Source organism: Pseudocitrobacter sp. CD920760 (genome assembly GCF_057782505.1).
The window spans coordinates 3,198,577-3,216,975 of sequence record NZ_CM173490.1 but is presented as its reverse complement, the minus strand read 5'-3'; the positions used below and the strand labels follow the sequence as shown (position 1 = coordinate 3,216,975).

Sequence of the window (18,399 nt, the reverse complement as noted above, 5' to 3'; positions counted from 1 at the left end):
TCTGTAAGGGGCGCGCTTCGGTCCTTTCGGGTACCATAGTACCCCTAAATGTTAAGGAGCGTATATGTCCCAGAACCTGACTGCTGATGAAGAACTGGTATCCGACGTGGTAGCCTGCCAGTTGGTCATTAAGCAAATTCTTGATGTCATCGATGTCATCGCCCCCGTCGAAGTGCGTGAGAAGATGTCCACTCAGCTGAAATCTATCGATTTCGCCGGGCATCCGTCAGCTGACCCGGTCACGCTGCGCGCCATCCAGAAAGCGATTGCCCTGATTGAGCTGAAGTTTACACCGCAGGGTGAAGCACACTGATTGGGTAATTGAGACGTGATTTGCAACCGGCAGGTTTATGCTGCCGGTTGTAGAGCGGGGGAGGGATTAGTGCACCTGGTGGTTCACTACGTTCAGCAGGTGCTGATCGGTTTGTTGCATACACAGGCCCGCTTTATTCGCACTGCGTACTTCTTCAAGAATCGCCTGAAGTAAAACCCCATCCTGCTGCTGCTCTTCTTCAAGATTGGTTAAGAAGCTCAGCGTGCTGTCGTCGCGCAGAACCTTCGCTTGTTCAGCCAGCTCAGAAAGCGTATTGCTGCGCTGATTATACTCTTCAATGGTTTTCAGGAAGAGTTCTTCGAGTGAGGCACACTTCTCTTCGTGCGGCTCGATGGCTTTCACTACCGGGTACCCGCCGGATTTCTTCATGTAATCAAACACGCGCATCATTTGCGTGACGCTGGTTTGTGCCTGTGCGCGAAGAAACGTTGCGGTGCCGTTGAGACGTTGTTCGGAACACCACTCGCTCAGACGGAGGTAGAGATTCGATGCGTAAAACTCAAGGTTCATTTGAGTATTCAGTTTTTGAACCATTCCTGGGACTGCCATACCAATATCCTTATTTCCTGGAAGGGACAACTCGCGTTAACAATCGGGATTCTTACTTTTCATCATGACGCTACGATTAAGTAGCGTAAATTAATGCAAGTTTAAATCGCGCTATTTACGCGTCAGAGAACAATGACAGAATGTAATATTCGACGACCTCTGAATGTGACCGATGTACGATTCCTGAATCGGCTCGAAAAATAATACCGCGCGTCACCATCTAAGAAAACTCTTAAGTTTGTTCATTTACGTTTTGTTACAACTATATTCCAGAAAAGGATTATGCCTGCGCATGTTACCGTAATTAATTATTACAGCTATATGATTTGTATGGTGAATATATTAAGCCTCATCTTTATTTGTGATCGCATTAGCATTTTTCGTGGACGATCACATAAACCTGTTTCACTGCTTGCCAGGCATTACGTACTATTCGTAGAATAAAATGAAACAGTGGTTTATTTTTGTTTGTTTATTTTATGAGTCAGGCAAACAGTTCAATAGCCAGTAAATTGTTTTAGATCATTTTTGCCAGTGGTGAGGCAGATTGGTTCGCGCGCAATTATCCGGCCAATCCCCGATTACGATAAAACAGGAGTTACAATGAAACAGGTTGCCGTGCTGTTAGCACCCGGGTTTGAAGAAGGTGAAGCGATCGTCACAATTGATATTCTGCGTCGTTTGCATCTTGAGGTTGAACTGGTGTCCTGCGCTGAATCGCGTGCGGTGGTGAGCTATCACGATATCCCGATGGTGGCGGATGCCACGCTTGCAGAACGCATGGATAAAATCTACGACGCCGTGGTACTGCCCGGCGGGCCGCAGGGCAGTGTGAATCTCGCGGCAAATAAAGACGTGGTGAAGTTTGTCGCCGCACATGATGAAGCCGGAAAATATATTTGCCCCATTTGCTCTGCCGCCGCCCGCGTGCTGGCAGGTAACGGCCTGCTGAAAGGCCGTCGCTACGTCTGTTCTGGCGACTTATGGCAGGATATTAAAGACGGTGAGTATATTGATGCCCCGGTAGTGGAAGATGGCAACCTCATCAGCGGAAAAGGATTTGGTCATGTTTTCGATTTCGCCTTTACCGTAGCGGCGCGCTTATTAGGGGATGAGGCGCCAGTCCGCGATCACGCGGACCACATCTACTATCCGTGGTAACCCGTTAAACAAGGATTAGTTAGCTAACAATATAGATTATAATGCTATTGCCAGGGCGAATTGTCGGACAATTCGCCCTTTCTGTATGTCATTTTCTGCTAAATCCATGTATGCAACTACTGTAATTCTGCGGTGTGATGCGGCTCTCTTATGGATAAATATTTTCCCGCTATTAATGTGCTAACAACCGTATAGCAATTAACGAAACGGCTAATACGTTGTTTTACGTCCTAATTAAATTTTATAACCGATTATTTCCCTACAAATAAAAGCACAAAGGCTGGAGTATACCATGCACAAATTCACTAAAGCGCTGGCCGCCATCGGCCTGGCAGCGGTTATGTCACAATCAGCTATGGCAGAAAATTTGAAGCTCGGTTTTCTGGTGAAACAACCGGAAGAGCCGTGGTTCCAGACCGAATGGAAGTTTGCTGACAAAGCCGGCAAAGATTTGGGCTTTGACGTGATTAAAATTGCCGTGCCCGACGGCGAGAAAACTCTGAACGCCATCGATAGCCTGGCGGCTAACGGCGCGAAAGGGTTCGTTATCTGTACCCCAGACCCGAAACTGGGCTCGGCAATTATGGCGAAAGCGCGCGGCTATGACATGAAAGTGATCACCGTCGATGACCAGTTCGTTAACGCCAAAGGCAAACCGATGGACACCGTTCCGCTGGTGATGATGGCGGCCAGTGAAATCGGCGCACGTCAGGGGCAGGAACTCTATAAAGAGATGCAAAAACGCGGCTGGGACGTGAAAGATACCGCCGTGATGGCGATCACGGCGAACGAGCTGGATACCGCGCGTCGTCGCACCACCGGCTCGCTGGATGCGCTGAAAGCCGCGGGTTTCCCGGAAAAACAGATTTATCAGGTCCCAACCAAATCTAACGATATCCCCGGCGCCTTCGATGCTGGTAACTCCATGCTGGTGCAACATCCAGGCGTGAAGCACTGGCTGATCGTCGGTATGAACGATAACACCGTACTGGGTGGCGTGCGTGCGACGGAAGGTCAGGGCTTTAAAGCGGCCGACGTCATCGGCATCGGTATCAACGGTGTGGATGCAGTGAACGAACTGTCGAAAGCACAGGCTACCGGCTTCTATGGTTCCCTGCTGCCAAGCCCGGATATTCACGGCTACAAAACCAGTGAAATGCTCTACAACTGGGTTGAGAAGGGCGTAGAGCCGCCGAAATTTACTGCGGTTACCGACGTGGTACTGATTACCCGTGAAAACTTCAAAGAAGAGCTGGCGAAAAAAGGTCTGTAAGTCGTGATGTCTCTCCCCTGGCCAGGTTGCCGGGGGAGATGTGACCCTGTCATTCAGGAGTGGTTATGCAACAGTCAACCCCTTATCTCTCGTTTCGCGGCATTTCTAAAACCTTCCCGGGCGTGAAAGCGTTATCCGATATCAGCTTCGACTGCTATGCCGGCCAGGTGCACGCGCTGATGGGTGAAAACGGCGCCGGGAAATCTACGCTGCTCAAGATTCTTAGCGGCAACTACGCGCCGACGGCGGGCACGCTAACGCTGCGCGGGCAGGATGTCGCCTTTGCGGATACCACCGCCGCGCTGAACGCTGGCGTCGCGATTATCTATCAGGAACTGCACCTGGTGCCGGAGATGACCGTCGCGGAAAATATCTACCTCGGGCAGTTGCCCAGCAAAGGCGGCATTGTTAATCGTTCGCTGCTGAACTACGAAGCCGGGCTACAGTTACAGCATCTTGGGCTCGATATCGACCCGGACACACCGCTGAAGTATCTCTCTATCGGTCAGTGGCAAATGGTGGAAATTGCCAAAGCGCTGGCCCGCAACGCGAAAGTCATCGCCTTCGACGAACCGACCAGCTCACTTTCAGCGCGTGAAATTGAGAATCTGTTCCGCGTGATCCGCGAACTGCGCAAAGAAGGCCGCGTGATCATCTATGTGTCTCATCGTATGGAAGAAATTTTTGCCCTGAGCGACGCCATCACCGTCTTTAAAGACGGACGTTATGTCTGCACCTTCAGCGATATGGAAAGAGTGAACCACGACAGTCTGGTTCAGGCGATGGTCGGGCGTGACATTGGTGACATCTATGGCTGGCAGCCACGCGAACACGGTGCGGAGCGCCTGCGGCTGGACCAGGTCAAGGCGCCAGGCGTGCGGACACCCATTTCCCTGACGGTGCGCAGCGGTGAAATCGTCGGCCTGTTCGGGCTGGTTGGGGCCGGGCGTAGCGAACTGATGAAAGGGCTGTTTGGCGGTAACAAAATATCCAGCGGCCAGGTTTATATTGATGGCGCGGCCGTCACCATCGACAAGCCCGCGCATGCGATTCGCGCTGGCATGATGCTGTGTCCGGAAGATCGCAAAGCCGAAGGGATTATTCCCGTTCACTCCGTACGCGACAACATCAACATCAGCGCACGGCGCAACAATATTCACGCCGGATGCCTGATCAACAACGGTTGGGAGGCGCGCAACGCGGATCATCATATTCAATCTCTGAATATTAAAACGCCGGGTGCCGAGCAGCTGATTATGAATCTTTCCGGCGGTAACCAGCAGAAGGCGATTCTGGGGCGTTGGCTGTCGGAAGAGATGAAAGTCATTCTGCTTGATGAGCCCACGCGCGGCATTGACGTGGGCGCGAAGCATGAAATCTATAACGTCATTTACGCACTGGCGGCGTCCGGCGTGGCAGTACTGTTCGCCTCGAGCGACCTGCCAGAAGTGTTGGGCGTAGCGGACCGAATCGTGGTAATGCGCGAAGGCGAAATTGCCGGTGAACTGCTGCATGGCAGCGCGAATGAACAGCAGGCGTTAAGCCTCGCTATGCCTAAAGTGAGTCAGGCCGTCGCCTGAGAAAGGAGTTTATGATGTCTTCTGTAACGACTTCCGGCGCACGCCGACCATCACTCAGCTTTGGCCGTATCTGGGATCAGTACGGCATGCTGGTTGTCTTCGCGGTACTGTTTATCGGCTGCGCGATTTTTGTGCCGAATTTTGCCTCCTTCGTCAACATGAAAGGGCTGGGGCTGGCGATATCGATGTCCGGCATGGTCGCCTGCGGGATGCTGTTCTGCCTGGCTTCTGGCGACTTTGACCTCTCCGTTGCCTCGGTGATTGCCTGCGCAGGCGTCACCGCTGCGGTGGTGATTAACCTGACAGAAAGCCTGTGGATAGGCGTCTTCGCCGGGCTGATGCTGGGCGTGTTGAGCGGTCTGGTCAACGGCTTCGTCATTGCCAAACTGAAGATCAACGCCCTGATCACCACGCTTGCCACCATGCAAATTGTGCGCGGCCTTGCCTATATCATCTCTGATGGTAAAGCCGTAGGGATTGAAGATGAGCGTTTCTTTGAACTGGGATACGCTAACTGGCTCGGTTTACCTGCGCCAATCTGGCTGACCGTGGCCTGTTTAATCATTTTCGGATTATTACTGAATAAGACCACTTTTGGGCGCAATACTCTGGCGATTGGCGGGAACGAAGAGGCTGCACGTCTGGCAGGTGTTCCGGTGGTTCGTACCAAAATTATCATCTTTATTCTGTCAGGCCTGGTGTCGGCAGCGGCGGGGATTATTTTGGCTTCGCGTATGACCAGCGGACAGCCGATGACCTCTATCGGTTATGAGCTGATTGTTATCTCAGCCTGCGTGCTGGGCGGCGTGTCGCTCAAAGGCGGTATCGGGAAAATCTCCTACGTGGTGGCCGGGATACTGATTCTGGGCACGGTGGAAAACGCCATGAACCTGCTGAATATTTCGCCATTCTCGCAGTATGTGGTACGCGGTTTGATTCTGCTGGCGGCGGTTATCTTTGACCGCTACAAACAAAAAGCGAAACGAACAGTCTAAAAAACGGACCCAATTTTTAAGTGTATGTACTGACAGCGCCGGTGGCTAATCCCACCGGCGTTTTCATTTGAAAATGGCGAGCCGCGTCACACTGTCTATACTTTAATTGCTAACTTTTTGTTAACACACTACTGAGTAATTCACTTATAAGGAGGAACCCAGGGTGGCTGACCTGTTATCTGTACCCCCTGCACCAACTGAAAACGTCGCTTTTTTCTTTGACCTTGATGGCACTCTCGCTGGGATCAAACTGCATCCCGATCATGTTGCTATACCTGAGCCCGTTCGTGATGCGTTGTCGCGGCTGTCGCAGGCGCATGGTGGCGCAGTAGCGTTGATTTCAGGGCGCTCAATGGCAGAGCTGGACAGGCTCGCCAGTCCGTATCGCTTTCCTCTGGCGGGCGTACACGGGGCGGAACGCCGCGATATCAACGGGAAAACGCATATCGTTGCGCTGGAAGATGAGACGGCTCAACGCGTGGAACGGCAGCTGAGTGAGGCGCTGGCGTTATTGCCGGGGGTGGAGCTCGAAGCCAAAGGGATGGCATTTGCGCTGCATTATCGTCAGGCACCACAGCATCAAGCGGCGATCGTGGCGCTGGCGCAGGAGATTGTCACGCAGTTTCCCGAACTGGCGCTGCAGCCGGGCAAGTGCGTGGTGGAAATTAAACCCAGAGGCATCAACAAAGGTGCAGCGATTGAGGCCTTTATGCAGGAAGCCCCGTTTCGCGGCAAGCTGCCCGTGTTTATCGGCGATGATTTAACGGATGAGGCGGGTTTTGCCGCCGTGAACAGATTGGGTGGACTATCGATTAAAGTGGGAGTGGGCGACACGCAGGCGATTGCTCGTTTGCCTGATGTGGCGGCCGTTCACCAGTGGTTGCAAAACGCGGCTGAAAATCAAAAACAAAACGCGCTTACTGACAGGAGAGATGGCTATGAGTCGCTTAGTCGTAGTATCTAACCGTATTTCCGTTCCTGATGATAAAAAGGCCAGTGCTGGTGGGCTGGCCGTGGGGATCATGGGTGCGTTGAAGAGTAAAGGGGGGCTGTGGTTTGGCTGGAATGGCGAAATTGGTGATGAGAATGCGCCGCTGGAAAAGGTGACCCAGGGCAACATCAGTTGGGCTTCTTTTACGCTGAACGAGCAGGATCACGAACACTACTACAATCAGTTTTCCAATGCGGTACTCTGGCCCGCGTTTCACTATCGACTGGATTTGGTCACTTTTCAGCGTGAATGCTGGGAAGGTTACCTGCGGGTAAACAGCAAGCTGGCGGATAAACTGCTGCCGTTGCTTAAAGAAGATGATGACATCTGGGTTCACGATTACCATCTGCTGCCTTTCGCCAGCGAACTGCGCAAGCGCAACGTGAATAACCGTATCGGATTCTTCCTCCACATTCCTTTCCCGACGCCGGAAATTTTTAACGCGCTACCGCCGCACGCCGAACTGCTGGAGCAGCTCTGCGATTACGATCTGCTGGGTTTCCAGACGGAAAACGACAGGCTGGCGTTCCTTGACTGCGTCAGTGCGCAAACGCGGCTTACCACGCGCAGCAAAACGCATACCGCCTGGGGGAAAACCTTCCGCACGGAAGTGTACCCGATTGGTATTGAACCGGACGAGATAGCCAAACAGGCGCAGGGGCCATTGCCGCCGAAGCTGGCGCAACTGAAAGCCGAGCTGAAAAACGTCAAAAATATCTTTTCGGTCGAACGACTGGATTACTCCAAAGGCCTGCCGGAGCGTTTTCAGGCCTATGAAGCGCTGCTGGAGAAATTCCCGCATCATCATGGCAAAATTCGTTATACCCAGATTGCACCAACGTCGCGTGGCGATGTGCAGGCTTATCAGGATATTCGTCATCAACTGGAAACGGCGGCAGGGCGGATTAACGGTCAGTATGGTCAGCTTGGCTGGACGCCGCTCTACTACCTGAATCAGCATTTTGACCGTAAATTATTGATGAAGGTCTTCCGCTATTCCGATGTCGGCCTGGTCACGCCGCTGCGCGACGGGATGAATCTGGTAGCCAAAGAGTACGTTGCCGCACAAGACCCGGAAAACCCCGGCGTGCTGGTGCTCTCGCAGTTTGCCGGGGCCGCCAATGAACTGACCTCTGCGCTAATTGTGAATCCGTACGATCGTGATGAAGTGGCGGCGGCGCTGGACAGAGCGTTGAATATGCCGCTTGCCGAGCGTATCTCGCGCCATGCGGAAATGCTGGAGATCATCACGCGTAACGATATTCACCACTGGCAGGCGCAGTTTATGAGCGATTTGAAACGCATCACGCCGAGAAGTGAAGAGAGTCAGATGGAGAGTAAAGTGGCGGCCTTCCCAAAGCTGGCATAAGGAAAGAGTGACGCCGGAGCAGACAAAACCGGCGTCGCACAGGGAATGTTACAACGTCACAAGCAAAACGTCGGCGCAACTGCTGCCGACGATATTCTTCGCTGAGCAGGTGGCACGCGAGAAAAAGCTTTGATTGTGGTTCCCGCAGATGACTAAATCGACCTGGTAGTGCTGACACCAGGATTTAATACTTTCACACAATTCACCGCTGGCAATTTGGGTTTTCCAGATGGGGTATTCGGCTTGTTCAACCAGCGTATCAAGAAACTGTTGGGTCTCCTCCTGCATTAATTCACGCAAATTCTCCATCATCGGCGCGGCAAGCTGGTTATACATTTCCGGATCGGTTGAGAACGTGATCAGGCTGACGCGGGCATTGACCGGGCGCGCAATCGAAACCGCCTTGCGTAACAGCGCGTGGCTTTCTGGCGTTGGCGCTACCGCCACTAACAGGTGAGAGTAAGGCATCAGACCTCCTTGCAGGACACTTCACTAACCTTATTTAAGCTCATACTCTTTTTGCCGCCTGACTGCAAGGGTGGCTTCAAATGTAACTGTGAGCTGCTTCAATGTATGCATTAATTATTCTTATGTTCGGAATAGTGTAAAAAGCGGGCGTGTTGCAAATTATGCTGAGAATGTAACTACTTTCCTTAAGTTATAGTAATCACTTAACCCATATTCGAAAGTGATTAACAAAATAAAAATGATTTAATTGAGTTATTATGCAAATGCTAATTTTATTTAATTGTATGAATTTAAGATATAAATTTATAATCTCCGGTGCTAAGCGAATCATCGTGCCCGTTGTCAATCCTCTGTCGTCTATGGTTCTTCATCGGGTTAAGCACTCTTTCCCCTTTTGAATGAATATTCGTCCCTGAAGAATAGAAAAATAGCTCATTTGATTAATAAGTGTTCAAATAACAATGTAATCTGATGGATTGGCGATTAACATTCAGGTAAATTATGTGACATAAATCACATAATTCCTAAATTTACCCTAAGGCCAGATTGTATGTGTCATAGCTGGCGGGTAAAGTTGCGTGGATTTAGGAAAATTCTTAGTCATTTGTAAGAAATGTTTAAATTTGTTGCTTCATAACGTGAAGCGCACTCGCCGATATTTCAATCAGCATCGGCTATGCATTTCAGCCATTTCTTTTTTTTATCGGGATTTCCCGACGACATCACGGGGTGTGCGGTTTGACCGCATTAAAACAATAGTTGGTTATTCGGGATGGGGAAAATGCATACATCCGAGTTGCTAAAACATATCTATGACATCAATTTGTCCTATCTACTTCTTGCGCAACGTCTGATCGGTCAGGATAAAGCATCCGCCATGTTTCGCCTGGGCGTAAATGAAGAGATGGCCACCACGCTGGGTGAACTGACGCTTCCGCAGATGGTAAAACTGGCGGAAACCAATCAACTGGTTTGCCAGTTCCGCTTCGACAGTCATCAAACCATCACTCAACTCACGCAGGATTCTCGGGTCGATGACCTGCAACAGATTCACACCGGTATTCTTCTTTCTACGCGTTTACTGAACGACGCCAGCCAGACCGCTGATTCCGGCCGTAAGAAAAGGGCCTGAGCATGAGCGAAAAAAGTATTGTCCAGGAAGCCCGCGATATTCAGCTTGCGATGGAGCTGATTACCCTGGGCGCGCGTTTGCAGATGCTGGAAAGTGAAACGCAGCTGAGCCGTGGTCGCCTGATTAAGCTCTATAAAGAACTGCGCGGCAGCCCGCCACCTAAAGGAATGCTGCCATTTTCCACTGACTGGTTTATGACGTGGGAGCAGAATATCCACTCTTCCATGTTCTGCAATGCCTGGCAATTTCTTCTCAGCACCGGCTTATGTTCCGGCGTCGATGCCGTCATCAAGGCTTATCGGCTCTATCTTGAACAGTGCCCGGCTCAGGATGAGGCGCCGCTACTGGCGCTGACCCGCGCCTGGACGCTGGTGCGCTTCGTTGAAAGCGGCCTGCTGGAACTGTCGCACTGCAACAGCTGCGGCGGTAATTTTATCACTCACGCACATCAACCGGTGGGCAGCTTCGTTTGCAGTCTGTGCCAGCCGCCATCACGCGCCGTAAAAAGACGTAAACTTTCCGACAACGCTGCCGATAGTAATCCACAACTGCTGGATGAACAGATAGAGCAAGCTGTTTAGCCGGAACGGTGTGGCAAACACTCCAGCAGCGGGGCCCGTGACCGCTGCTTTTTTTTGCCTGTCGTTCGGCGACGCTTTTATCTGTCCTTCAGCCTGGTCAACAGTGGAAGGATGAAACGTGCTTATCTTAATCGGTTACCTGGTCGTCATCGGGACAGTATTCGGCGGTTATGCCATGACCGGCGGGCACCTTGGGGCACTGTATCAACCCGCTGAACTGATTATTATCGGCGGAGCTGGCGTCGGCGCGTTTATCGTCGGTAACAACGGGAAAGCGATTAAGGGCACGCTTAAAGCGCTGCCGCTGCTTTTTCGCCGCTCAAAATACACCAAAACCATGTATATGGACCTGCTGGCGCTGCTCTATCGCCTGATGGCCAAGTCACGCCAGCAGGGGATGTTCTCGCTCGAGCGCGATATTGAAAACCCGCGCGAAAGTGAAATCTTCGCCAGCTATCCGCGCATTCTTGCTGACAGCGTCATGCTGGATTTCATCGTCGATTATCTGCGACTCATTATCAGCGGCAATATGAATACCTTCGAAATTGAAGCGCTGATGGATGAGGAAATTGAAACCTTCGAAAGCGAAAGCGAAGTTCCAGCCAACAGTCTGGCGCTGGTAGGCGATTCATTACCGGCGTTTGGCATCGTGGCGGCGGTGATGGGCGTCGTTCATGCACTGGGTTCGGCGGATCGTCCGGCGGCAGAACTGGGTGCATTAATCGCTCACGCTATGGTGGGGACATTCCTCGGTATTCTTTTGGCTTATGGTTTTGTCTCGCCGCTGGCCAGCGTGCTCAGACAAAAAAGCGCAGAAACCACCAAAATGATGCAGTGCGTCAAAATTACGCTGCTCTCGAATCTCAACGGGTACGCGCCGCCGATCGCCGTGGAGTTTGGCCGCAAAACACTCTATACCAGCGAGCGTCCGTCGTTTGTTGAACTGGAAGAGCATGTGCGCGCGGTGCGTAACCCGACGGCGCAGCAAGCCACGACCGAGGACGCATGAAAAATCAGTCGCACCCGATCGTCGTCGTCAAAAGACGCAAAGCCAAAGCGCACGGGGGAGGCGGCCACGGATCGTGGAAGATTGCCTACGCCGATTTTATGACCGCCATGATGGCCTTCTTTCTGGTGATGTGGCTGATTTCTATCTCCAGCCCTAAAGAGCTGATCCAAATTGCCGAATACTTCCGTACGCCGCTGGCGACAGCGGTGAGCGGCGGACCGCGAATATCGAACAGCGATAGCCCGATTCCCGGCGGCGGGGATGACGTCACCCAGCAGCAGGGCGAAGTGAATAAACAGCCCAACATGGATGAACTGAAAAAGCGGATGGAAACTAACCGCCTGAAGCGCATTCGCGGTGAGCTGGACCAGCTAATTGAGGCTGACCCCAAACTGAAAGCCCTGCGCCCGCACCTGAAGATTGACCTCGTTCAGGAGGGATTGCGCATTCAGATTATCGACAGCCAGAACCGGCCGATGTTTAAAACCGGCAGCGCCGAGGTGGAGCCATACATGCGCGATATCCTGCGCGGTATCGCCCCGGTATTGAATGAAATCCCCAATAAAATCAGCCTCTCCGGCCATACGGATGATTATCCCTACGCGGGCGGCGAGCGCGGTTACAGTAACTGGGAACTCTCGGCGGATCGCGCTAACGCTTCCCGGCGTGAGCTGGTGATTGGCGGGCTGAGTGAAGGCAAAGTGCTGCGTGTGGTAGGCATGGCGAACACCATGCGACTATCGAGCCATGGTGGGGATGATGCCATCAACCGTCGCATCAGTTTGCTGGTGCTCAACAACCAGGCCGAACAGGCGATTCTCCACGAGAACGCGCAGAGCCAGAACGAACCGTTAAGTGCATTACCGTCGCCGTCGGCGACACAAAGCCCAACACCGCCACAATCCGATCAGAGGTGATTGCGTGAGCATGGATATCAGCGATTTTTATCAGACTTTCTTTGATGAAGCCGACGAACTGTTGGCGGACATGGAGCAGCACCTGCTGGTGCTTGTCCCGTCCGATCCCGACACCGAACAGATGAACGCCATCTTTCGGGCGGCGCACTCCATCAAAGGAGGAGCAGGCACCTTCGGTTTTTCTGTGTTGCAGGAAACGACCCATTTAATGGAGAACCTGCTCGACGATGCGCGTCGAGGGGAAATGCCGCTCAATACCGACATTATCAACCTGTTTTTGGAAACCAAAGATATTATGCAGGAACAGCTCGACGCCTATAAAAGCTCGCAGGAGCCGGATGCCGCCAGTTTTGAATACATCTGCCAGGCGCTGCGTCAGCTGGCGCTGGAAGCCAAAGGCGAGAGCGTGCCGCCAGCGACCCGGTTGACCGTAGTCGAGAAAGCGGACCCACTGCCGGGAAATTCGCGGATCACCCTTTCACGCCTGAAACCCGGCGAGCCGGAGATGCTCCAGGAAGAACTCGGAAACCTCGCGACGCTGAGCGACGTCACGATGGGCGTTGATAGCCTGAGCGCGACCCTGGAAGGTGATGTGAATCAGGACGATATCGTGGCGGTGCTCTGTTTTGTTATCGAGGCGGATCAAATTTCGTTTGATAGCGAGCTTGCTGAAGAGCCTGAAGAGAGCAAACCCGCAACTGCACCGACTCTGGTACCCGTCGCGCCCGCACGCGTAGAACGTGAAAAACCGGCGCGCGCCAGCGAATCGACCAGTATTCGCGTTGCCGTTGAGAAGGTTGATCAACTTATCAACCTGGTGGGGGAACTGGTGATCACCCAGTCGATGCTGGCGCAGCGCTCGACGGAGCTCGACCCGGTGCAGCATGGCGACCTCATTACCAGCATGGGCCAGCTGCAGCGTAACGCCCGTGACTTGCAGGAATCGGTGATGTCTATTCGCATGATGCCGATGGAGTATGTATTCAGCCGCTTCCCGCGTCTGGTGCGTGACCTGGCGAGCAAGCTCGGTAAACAGGTTGAACTCACGCTACAGGGCAGTTCAACCGAACTCGACAAGAGCCTGATTGAACGAATTATTGACCCGCTGACACACCTGGTGCGTAACAGTCTGGATCACGGCATTGAACTGCCGGAAACACGTATCGCCGCAGGAAAATCAGAGGTCGGTAATCTTATTCTGTCGGCGGAGCATCAGGGCGGCAATATCTGTATCGAAGTGACCGACGATGGCGCAGGGCTGAACCGAGAACGCATTCTGGCGAAAGCGCTCTCGCAGGGGCTGGCGGTTCACGACAACATGACCGACGACGAAGTGGGGATGCTCATCTTTGCGCCAGGATTCTCGACCGCCGAGCAGGTGACGGACGTTTCCGGGCGCGGCGTGGGCATGGATGTGGTGAAACGCAATATCCAGGAGATGGGCGGCCACGTCGAGATTCAATCGAAACAGGGCACGGGCACCACCATTCGTATTCTGCTGCCGCTGACGCTGGCAATCCTCGACGGGATGTCCGTGAAGGTGTGCGACGAAGTCTTTATTCTGCCGCTGAATGCGGTGATGGAATCGCTCCAGCCGCGCGACGAAGATTTGCACCCGCTGGCGGGCGGGGAGCGCGTGCTGGAAGTGCGCGGTGAATACCTGCCGCTGGTAGAACTGTGGAAAGTGTTTGATGTGCAGGGGGCCAAAACCGAAGCGACGCAGGGCATTGTGGTCATTCTGCAAAGCGCCGGGCGACGCTATGCGCTGCTGGTCGATCAACTGATCGGGCAGCATCAGGTGGTGGTGAAAAACCTGGAGAGTAACTATCGCAAAGTGCCGGGCATTTCCGCCGCCACCATTCTCGGCGACGGCAGCGTGGCGCTGATTGTGGATGTCGCAGCCCTGCAAAGTCTTAATCGTGAAAAACGTCTGGCGTACATCGCCGCCTGAATAGAGAAGGAAATAAAATGACCGGTATGAACAGCGTAGCAAAACTGGCGGGCGAGCCATCGGGCCAGGAGTTTTTGGTTTTTACCCTTGGTGATGAAGAGTACGGCATCGATATTCTGAAGGTGCAGGAAATTCGCGGTTACGATCAGGTAACTCGCATCGCCAATACGCCTGCGTTTATTAAGGGCGTAACCAATTTACGCGGCGTAATTGTGCCGATTGTCGACCTGCGCGTAAAGTTCAGCCAGCAGGACGTGGAGTACAACGACAATACGGTAGTGATTGTGCTGAATCTCGGCCAGCGCGTGGTAGGGATTGTGGTGGACGGCGTGTCTGACGTGCTGTCACTCGCGGCAGATCAAATTCGCCCCGCGCCGGAATTTGCCGTGACGCTATCGACGGAGTACCTGACCGGTCTTGGCGCGTTGGGCGATCGCATGCTGATTCTGGTGAATATCGAAAAATTGCTGAGTAGCGATGAGATGGCGCTGCTGGACAGTACGGCGACGCAAGCTGCGTGATAGGTTGCTTACCGCGCCTGTGAGAATCCAATGTCGGGGCAGGTGCGGTTTGTGCAATGCCTGATGGCGCTTCGCTTATCAGGCCTACGGGTTGGGTGCGGTTTGTGCAATGCCTGATGACGCTTCGCTTATCAGGCCTACGGGTTGGGTGCGGTTTGTGCAATGCCTGATGACGCTTCGCTTATCAGGCCTACGGGTTGGGTGCGGTTTGTGCAATGCCTGATGCGCTTCGCTTATCCGGCCTACGGGTGGGTGCGGTTTGTGCAATGCCGGATGCGCTTCGCTTATCCGGCCTACGGGGTGGGTGCGATTTGTATGCCGGATAAGGCGTAGCCGCCATCCGGCAATTCCACCGCCCGCACCATGCCGCTTGCGTTAAGCCTGCACTTCCTGCTGTTCCACTTCTTCCGCTTCGCCTTCGCTCAGCATCCCTTCATTCTGCGACAGCATCGCCGCCGCCACGCCGTTACCCAGCACGTTAATTGCGGAACGCCCCATATCGAGGAAGTGGTCAATCCCCATCAGCAGCAGGATCCCAGCAACCGGAATGTTAAAGCTCGGAATGGTCGCCGCCAGCACCACCAACGCAGAGCGCGGGACCCCGGCGATACCTTTTGACGCCAGCATTAGCGTCAGCATCAATACGGTAATTTCAGAGAAGCTCAGCTGAATATTGTACGCCTGCGCGATAAACATCGAGGCAAACGAGCAGTACACCATCGACCCCACCAGGTTAAAGGAGTAACCGATCGGCAGAACGAAAGAGACGATATTAGGAGAGCAACCAAATTTCGCCAGTTGTTCCAGCGTTTTTGGATAGGCCGCTTCAGAGCTACTGGTGGTGAAAGCGACCAGCACCGGATCTTTAAGCATATTGACCAGGCGGAAAATCTCTTTCTTCAGCACCATGTAACCGACGCCTATCAGCACCAGGCAGGTGAGCACAATCGCCAGATAATAACCACCAATGAAAGAGGCGTAGTTCAGCAAAATACCGAGACCTTCTTTGGCGATAACCGACGAGATGGCGGCGAAAATCGCCAGCGGAGCCACATACATCACATAGCCCGTCACCTTCAGCATAATGTGCGAAACCACGTCCAGCGCGGCTACCAGCGGTGCGTTGAATTTCTGCCCCAACGATGCGCCGCCAATGCCGAAGAACATCGAGAAGACCACAATTTGCAGGATCTCGTTATCGGCCATTGCCCCCGCGATACTGGTGGGGATGGTATGTGCCAGAAACGCTTTCAGCGACATGCCGCTGGTTGCGAGTCCGGTTTCAACGGTACCGGCCGGAATCGCCAGATTCATCCCGCTACCCGGATGTTCCAGAGTGACGATAAACAGCCCCACCAGGATGGACAGCACGGATGAGCTGATAAACCACACCATGGCTTTCCCGCCAACGCGACCAATCGTCGAGGTTTCACCCAGGCGCATAATGCCCACGGTCAGCGTGCTGAATACTAACGGCGCAATAACCATTTTGATGAGGCGCAGGAAGATATCGGTGAGAAGGGTGATGTTATCGGACCATGCGGTGATGGAGTCTGCTGATGCGTAGGAATGGATCATTGCGCCGGTGAGAATCCCCGCCAGCATGAAAATCACGATAAATACCGTGAGTTTATTTGCGTTTGCCACTTAATATTTCCCCGTCGTGTAACGAATAATTAACATGATGATCAATGATTTTTTATTATGTAATTCCATTAATTCATTCGTAGTATAAATTGGATTAAAGCGGACAGATTTACAACTATTTTTTAGGGTTTATCGGAAATGTTGTAATTTTGCGCATTCGTGCGGGGATGTCCTGTTTCTCTGCTTAAAGTTTCACTTCCCGATGCCGATAACACCGATATCACGTCATCGAGAAGGTGTTGTATGTTAAACCGTATCCGCGTTGTCACCCTGCTGATGTTGGTGCTGGTCGTCTTCGCACTTTTGCAGCTGCTCTCCGGGGGATTGCTTTTTTCGTCTCTTTCGCAAAACCAGCACAGTTTTGCGCTCTCTAACGCCCTTCGTACCCAGCAGGCCGAGCTGACAGATGCCTGGGACCTGATGCTGCAAACGCGTATCAACCTCAGCCGCTCCTCGGCGCGCATGATGATGGATACCAGCAACCTTCAAAGCAGCGCCAAAACCGATTTGCTGAAAAATGCCAAATCAACGCTGGCGCAGGCTCAGGCGCATATCACGCGATTTAATCAGGCGGCGGTTGAGCCAGAAATGGCACAGGTCAGCCAGCGTGTTGCGCAACAAACGCAGGCCTATTTCGCCGCCTTACAGGAGCTGATTGGTTTCCTGGAACAGGGGAATATGGACGCCTATTTTGCCCAGCCTACCCAGGGTAAACAGAACGCTATGGGCGAGGCGATGGGCGTGTATCGCGCGCAGAGTGAGTCTCTCTATCAGCAGGCATTTACCACCAGCAGCCACGATTATCAGTTTGCCCGTTGGCAGTTAATGATTCTGGCGCTGGTGCTGGCGGCGGTGCTGCTGGCTGTGTGGCTTGGCATCCGCCGCATTCTGTTGACGCCGCTTAACCATGTCATGACCCATATCCGCCACATCGCCAACGGCGACCTGACGCCCGAACTGGCGTTGAAAGGACGCAATGAACTGACCCAACTGGCGGATACCGTTAATCACATGCAGCACGCGTTAATTGACACGGTTACCCGCGTTCGCGAGGGCACCGATGCCATTTACAGCGGCACCAGCGAAATCGCCGCCGGGAATAACGACCTTTCTTCACGCACTGAACAACAATCCGCCTCACTGGAAGAGACCGCCGCCAGCATGGAACAGCTCACCGCCACGGTAAAACAGAACGCCGATAACGCGCGTCAGGCCTCACGGCTGGCACAAAGCGCTTCGGAAACGGCGCGTCGCGGCGGCAATGTGGTCGATGACGTGGTCAGCACCATGCACGATATCGCCGGAAGTTCGCAGAAAATCGCTGACATCACCAGCGTCATCGACGGTATCGCCTTCCAGACCAATATTCTGGCACTGAACGCCGCCGTGGAAGCCGCACGGGCCGGCGAGCAGGGGAGAGGGTTTGCCGTGGTCGCCGGAGAAGTGCGCAATCTTGCCAGCCGCAGCGCTCAGGCGGCAAAAGAGATTAAAGCCCTGATCGATAGCTCTGTCGAGCGGGTAGATGCCGGTTCCCGGCTGGTGGAAAGCGCCGGGGAAACCATGCATGAGATTGTCAACGCCGTCACCCGTGTGACCGACATTATGGGTGAAATCTCTTCCGCCTCTGATGAGCAGAGTCGTGGGATAGACCAGGTCGCGCTGGCGGTCACCGAAATGGACAAAGTCACACAGCAAAACGCCGCGCTGGTCGAAGAATCCGCTGCTGCGGCGGCTGCGCTGGAAGAGCAGGCCGGGAAGCTGAGCGAAGCGGTCAGCGCGTTTCGGCTGGCGTCGTCCAAGCGCGCGGTCGTCTCGCCAAAAACCGCATCGGTTCCTGGCGTTCAGCATGCGGTCGCGCGTTCAGAAGAAAACTGGGAAACCTTTTAATTTGTGTCAGGCGCGATTGCCTGCGTAACAGGAG

Annotated in this window: 17 protein-coding genes; 14 read left to right on the top strand and 3 right to left on the bottom strand. The window is 53.3% G+C overall.

The window, feature by feature from the left end:
• Positions 1-64: 64 nt before the first annotated feature.
• The gene (locus tag AC1MKH_RS15100) at positions 65-313 is read left to right on the top strand and encodes a DUF2766 family protein (RefSeq protein ID WP_015963981.1); all 249 of its coding nucleotides are present in this window, start codon (positions 65-67) and stop codon (positions 311-313) included.
• A 66-nt stretch (positions 314-379) separates the two neighbouring features.
• Here AC1MKH_RS15100 and AC1MKH_RS15095 read toward each other — a convergent pair whose 3' ends face one another.
• Positions 380-883: a non-heme ferritin-like protein gene (locus tag AC1MKH_RS15095; protein ID WP_231826973.1), complete on the bottom strand. Its 504-nt coding sequence runs from the start codon at positions 881-883 to the stop codon at positions 380-382.
• Positions 884-1,486: 603 nt separating this feature from the next.
• Between AC1MKH_RS15095 and AC1MKH_RS15090 the strand changes: the two genes are divergently transcribed.
• The 6 genes from AC1MKH_RS15090 to otsA all read left to right on the top strand — a co-directional run bounded on the left by AC1MKH_RS15090 (position 1,487) and on the right by otsA (position 8,252).
• Positions 1,487-2,044 (top strand): DJ-1/PfpI family protein, encoded by a 558-nt coding sequence (locus AC1MKH_RS15090; RefSeq protein ID WP_276219867.1) that lies wholly within the window; start codon positions 1,487-1,489, stop codon positions 2,042-2,044.
• Positions 2,045-2,336: 292 nt separating this feature from the next.
• On the top strand, positions 2,337-3,317 hold the full coding sequence (locus AC1MKH_RS15085; protein WP_015963984.1) for an arabinose ABC transporter substrate-binding protein: 981 nt from the start codon (positions 2,337-2,339) through the stop codon (positions 3,315-3,317).
• Between the two features lie 65 nt (positions 3,318-3,382).
• The gene (gene araG, locus AC1MKH_RS15080; RefSeq protein WP_276219868.1) at positions 3,383-4,897 is read left to right on the top strand and encodes an L-arabinose ABC transporter ATP-binding protein AraG; all 1,515 of its coding nucleotides are present in this window, start codon (positions 3,383-3,385) and stop codon (positions 4,895-4,897) included.
• Positions 4,898-4,911: 14 nt separating this feature from the next.
• Positions 4,912-5,892 (top strand): L-arabinose ABC transporter permease AraH, encoded by a 981-nt coding sequence (araH, locus tag AC1MKH_RS15075; protein ID WP_253899039.1) that lies wholly within the window; start codon positions 4,912-4,914, stop codon positions 5,890-5,892.
• A gap of 163 nt (positions 5,893-6,055) precedes the next feature.
• The gene (gene otsB, locus AC1MKH_RS15070) at positions 6,056-6,856 is read left to right on the top strand and encodes a trehalose-phosphatase (protein WP_276219869.1); all 801 of its coding nucleotides are present in this window, start codon (positions 6,056-6,058) and stop codon (positions 6,854-6,856) included.
• Positions 6,831-8,252, top strand: coding sequence for an alpha,alpha-trehalose-phosphate synthase (gene otsA, locus AC1MKH_RS15065; protein ID WP_276219870.1), 1,422 nt, complete (start codon positions 6,831-6,833; stop codon positions 8,250-8,252). The genes otsB and otsA overlap by 26 nt, the downstream gene beginning before the upstream one ends.
• 48 nt (positions 8,253-8,300) lie before the next feature.
• On the opposite strand, the gene uspC is transcribed toward otsA, so the two are convergent.
• Complete coding sequence (gene uspC, locus AC1MKH_RS15060) at positions 8,301-8,720, bottom strand: universal stress protein UspC (RefSeq protein WP_231826977.1); 420 nt, start codon at positions 8,718-8,720, stop codon at positions 8,301-8,303.
• Between the two features lie 781 nt (positions 8,721-9,501).
• Here uspC and flhD point away from each other — a divergent pair.
• From flhD to cheW, 6 genes are all read left to right on the top strand, one after another.
• Positions 9,502-9,852 carry a flagellar transcriptional regulator FlhD gene (gene flhD / locus AC1MKH_RS15055; protein WP_276219871.1) on the top strand — a complete coding sequence of 117 codons (351 nt, stop codon included), beginning with the start codon at positions 9,502-9,504 and terminating at the stop codon, positions 9,850-9,852.
• 2 nt (positions 9,853-9,854) lie between these two features.
• Positions 9,855-10,433, top strand: coding sequence for a flagellar transcriptional regulator FlhC (gene flhC, locus AC1MKH_RS15050; protein ID WP_015963991.1), 579 nt, complete (start codon positions 9,855-9,857; stop codon positions 10,431-10,433).
• Between the two features lie 118 nt (positions 10,434-10,551).
• Positions 10,552-11,442 (top strand): flagellar motor stator protein MotA, encoded by an 891-nt coding sequence (motA, locus tag AC1MKH_RS15045; protein ID WP_015963992.1) that lies wholly within the window; start codon positions 10,552-10,554, stop codon positions 11,440-11,442.
• The gene (gene motB / locus AC1MKH_RS15040) at positions 11,439-12,359 is read left to right on the top strand and encodes a flagellar motor protein MotB (protein WP_276219872.1); all 921 of its coding nucleotides are present in this window, start codon (positions 11,439-11,441) and stop codon (positions 12,357-12,359) included. Before motA ends, motB begins: the two co-directional genes overlap by 4 nt.
• A gap of 4 nt (positions 12,360-12,363) precedes the next feature.
• A complete protein-coding gene (gene cheA / locus AC1MKH_RS15035; RefSeq protein ID WP_276219873.1) occupies positions 12,364-14,310 on the top strand; it encodes a chemotaxis protein CheA in 1,947 nt (648 codons plus the stop codon).
• A 17-nt stretch (positions 14,311-14,327) separates the two neighbouring features.
• A complete protein-coding gene (cheW, locus tag AC1MKH_RS15030; protein WP_015963995.1) occupies positions 14,328-14,831 on the top strand; it encodes a chemotaxis protein CheW in 504 nt (167 codons plus the stop codon).
• Between the two features lie 375 nt (positions 14,832-15,206).
• On the opposite strand, the gene AC1MKH_RS15025 is transcribed toward cheW, so the two are convergent.
• Positions 15,207-16,478 carry a dicarboxylate/amino acid:cation symporter gene (locus AC1MKH_RS15025; protein ID WP_276219874.1) on the bottom strand — a complete coding sequence of 424 codons (1,272 nt, stop codon included), beginning with the start codon at positions 16,476-16,478 and terminating at the stop codon, positions 15,207-15,209.
• A gap of 243 nt (positions 16,479-16,721) precedes the next feature.
• On the opposite strand from AC1MKH_RS15025, the gene tar reads away from it, so the two are divergent.
• A complete protein-coding gene (gene tar, locus AC1MKH_RS15020; protein ID WP_276219875.1) occupies positions 16,722-18,365 on the top strand; it encodes a methyl-accepting chemotaxis protein II in 1,644 nt (547 codons plus the stop codon).
• Positions 18,366-18,399 lie beyond the last annotated feature (34 nt).

Excerpts from the sequence above, each read along its gene's own strand:
- AC1MKH_RS15100 (WP_015963981.1), top strand. The coding sequence starts at position 65 with ATGTCCCAGAACCTGACTGCTGATGAAGAACTGGTATCCGACGTGGTA.
- AC1MKH_RS15095 (WP_231826973.1), bottom strand. The coding sequence starts at position 883 with ATGGCAGTCCCAGGAATGGTTCAAAAACTGAATACTCAAATGAACCTT.
- AC1MKH_RS15090 (WP_276219867.1), top strand. The coding sequence starts at position 1,487 with ATGAAACAGGTTGCCGTGCTGTTAGCACCCGGGTTTGAAGAAGGTGAA.
- AC1MKH_RS15085 (WP_015963984.1), top strand. The coding sequence starts at position 2,337 with ATGCACAAATTCACTAAAGCGCTGGCCGCCATCGGCCTGGCAGCGGTT.
- araG (WP_276219868.1), top strand. The coding sequence starts at position 3,383 with ATGCAACAGTCAACCCCTTATCTCTCGTTTCGCGGCATTTCTAAAACC.
- araH (WP_253899039.1), top strand. The coding sequence starts at position 4,912 with ATGTCTTCTGTAACGACTTCCGGCGCACGCCGACCATCACTCAGCTTT.
- otsA (WP_276219870.1), top strand. The coding sequence starts at position 6,831 with ATGAGTCGCTTAGTCGTAGTATCTAACCGTATTTCCGTTCCTGATGAT.
- uspC (WP_231826977.1), bottom strand. The coding sequence starts at position 8,720 with ATGCCTTACTCTCACCTGTTAGTGGCGGTAGCGCCAACGCCAGAAAGC.
- flhD (WP_276219871.1), top strand. The coding sequence starts at position 9,502 with ATGCATACATCCGAGTTGCTAAAACATATCTATGACATCAATTTGTCC.
- flhC (WP_015963991.1), top strand. The coding sequence starts at position 9,855 with ATGAGCGAAAAAAGTATTGTCCAGGAAGCCCGCGATATTCAGCTTGCG.
- motB (WP_276219872.1), top strand. The coding sequence starts at position 11,439 with ATGAAAAATCAGTCGCACCCGATCGTCGTCGTCAAAAGACGCAAAGCC.
- cheW (WP_015963995.1), top strand. The coding sequence starts at position 14,328 with ATGACCGGTATGAACAGCGTAGCAAAACTGGCGGGCGAGCCATCGGGC.
- tar (WP_276219875.1), top strand. The coding sequence starts at position 16,722 with ATGTTAAACCGTATCCGCGTTGTCACCCTGCTGATGTTGGTGCTGGTC.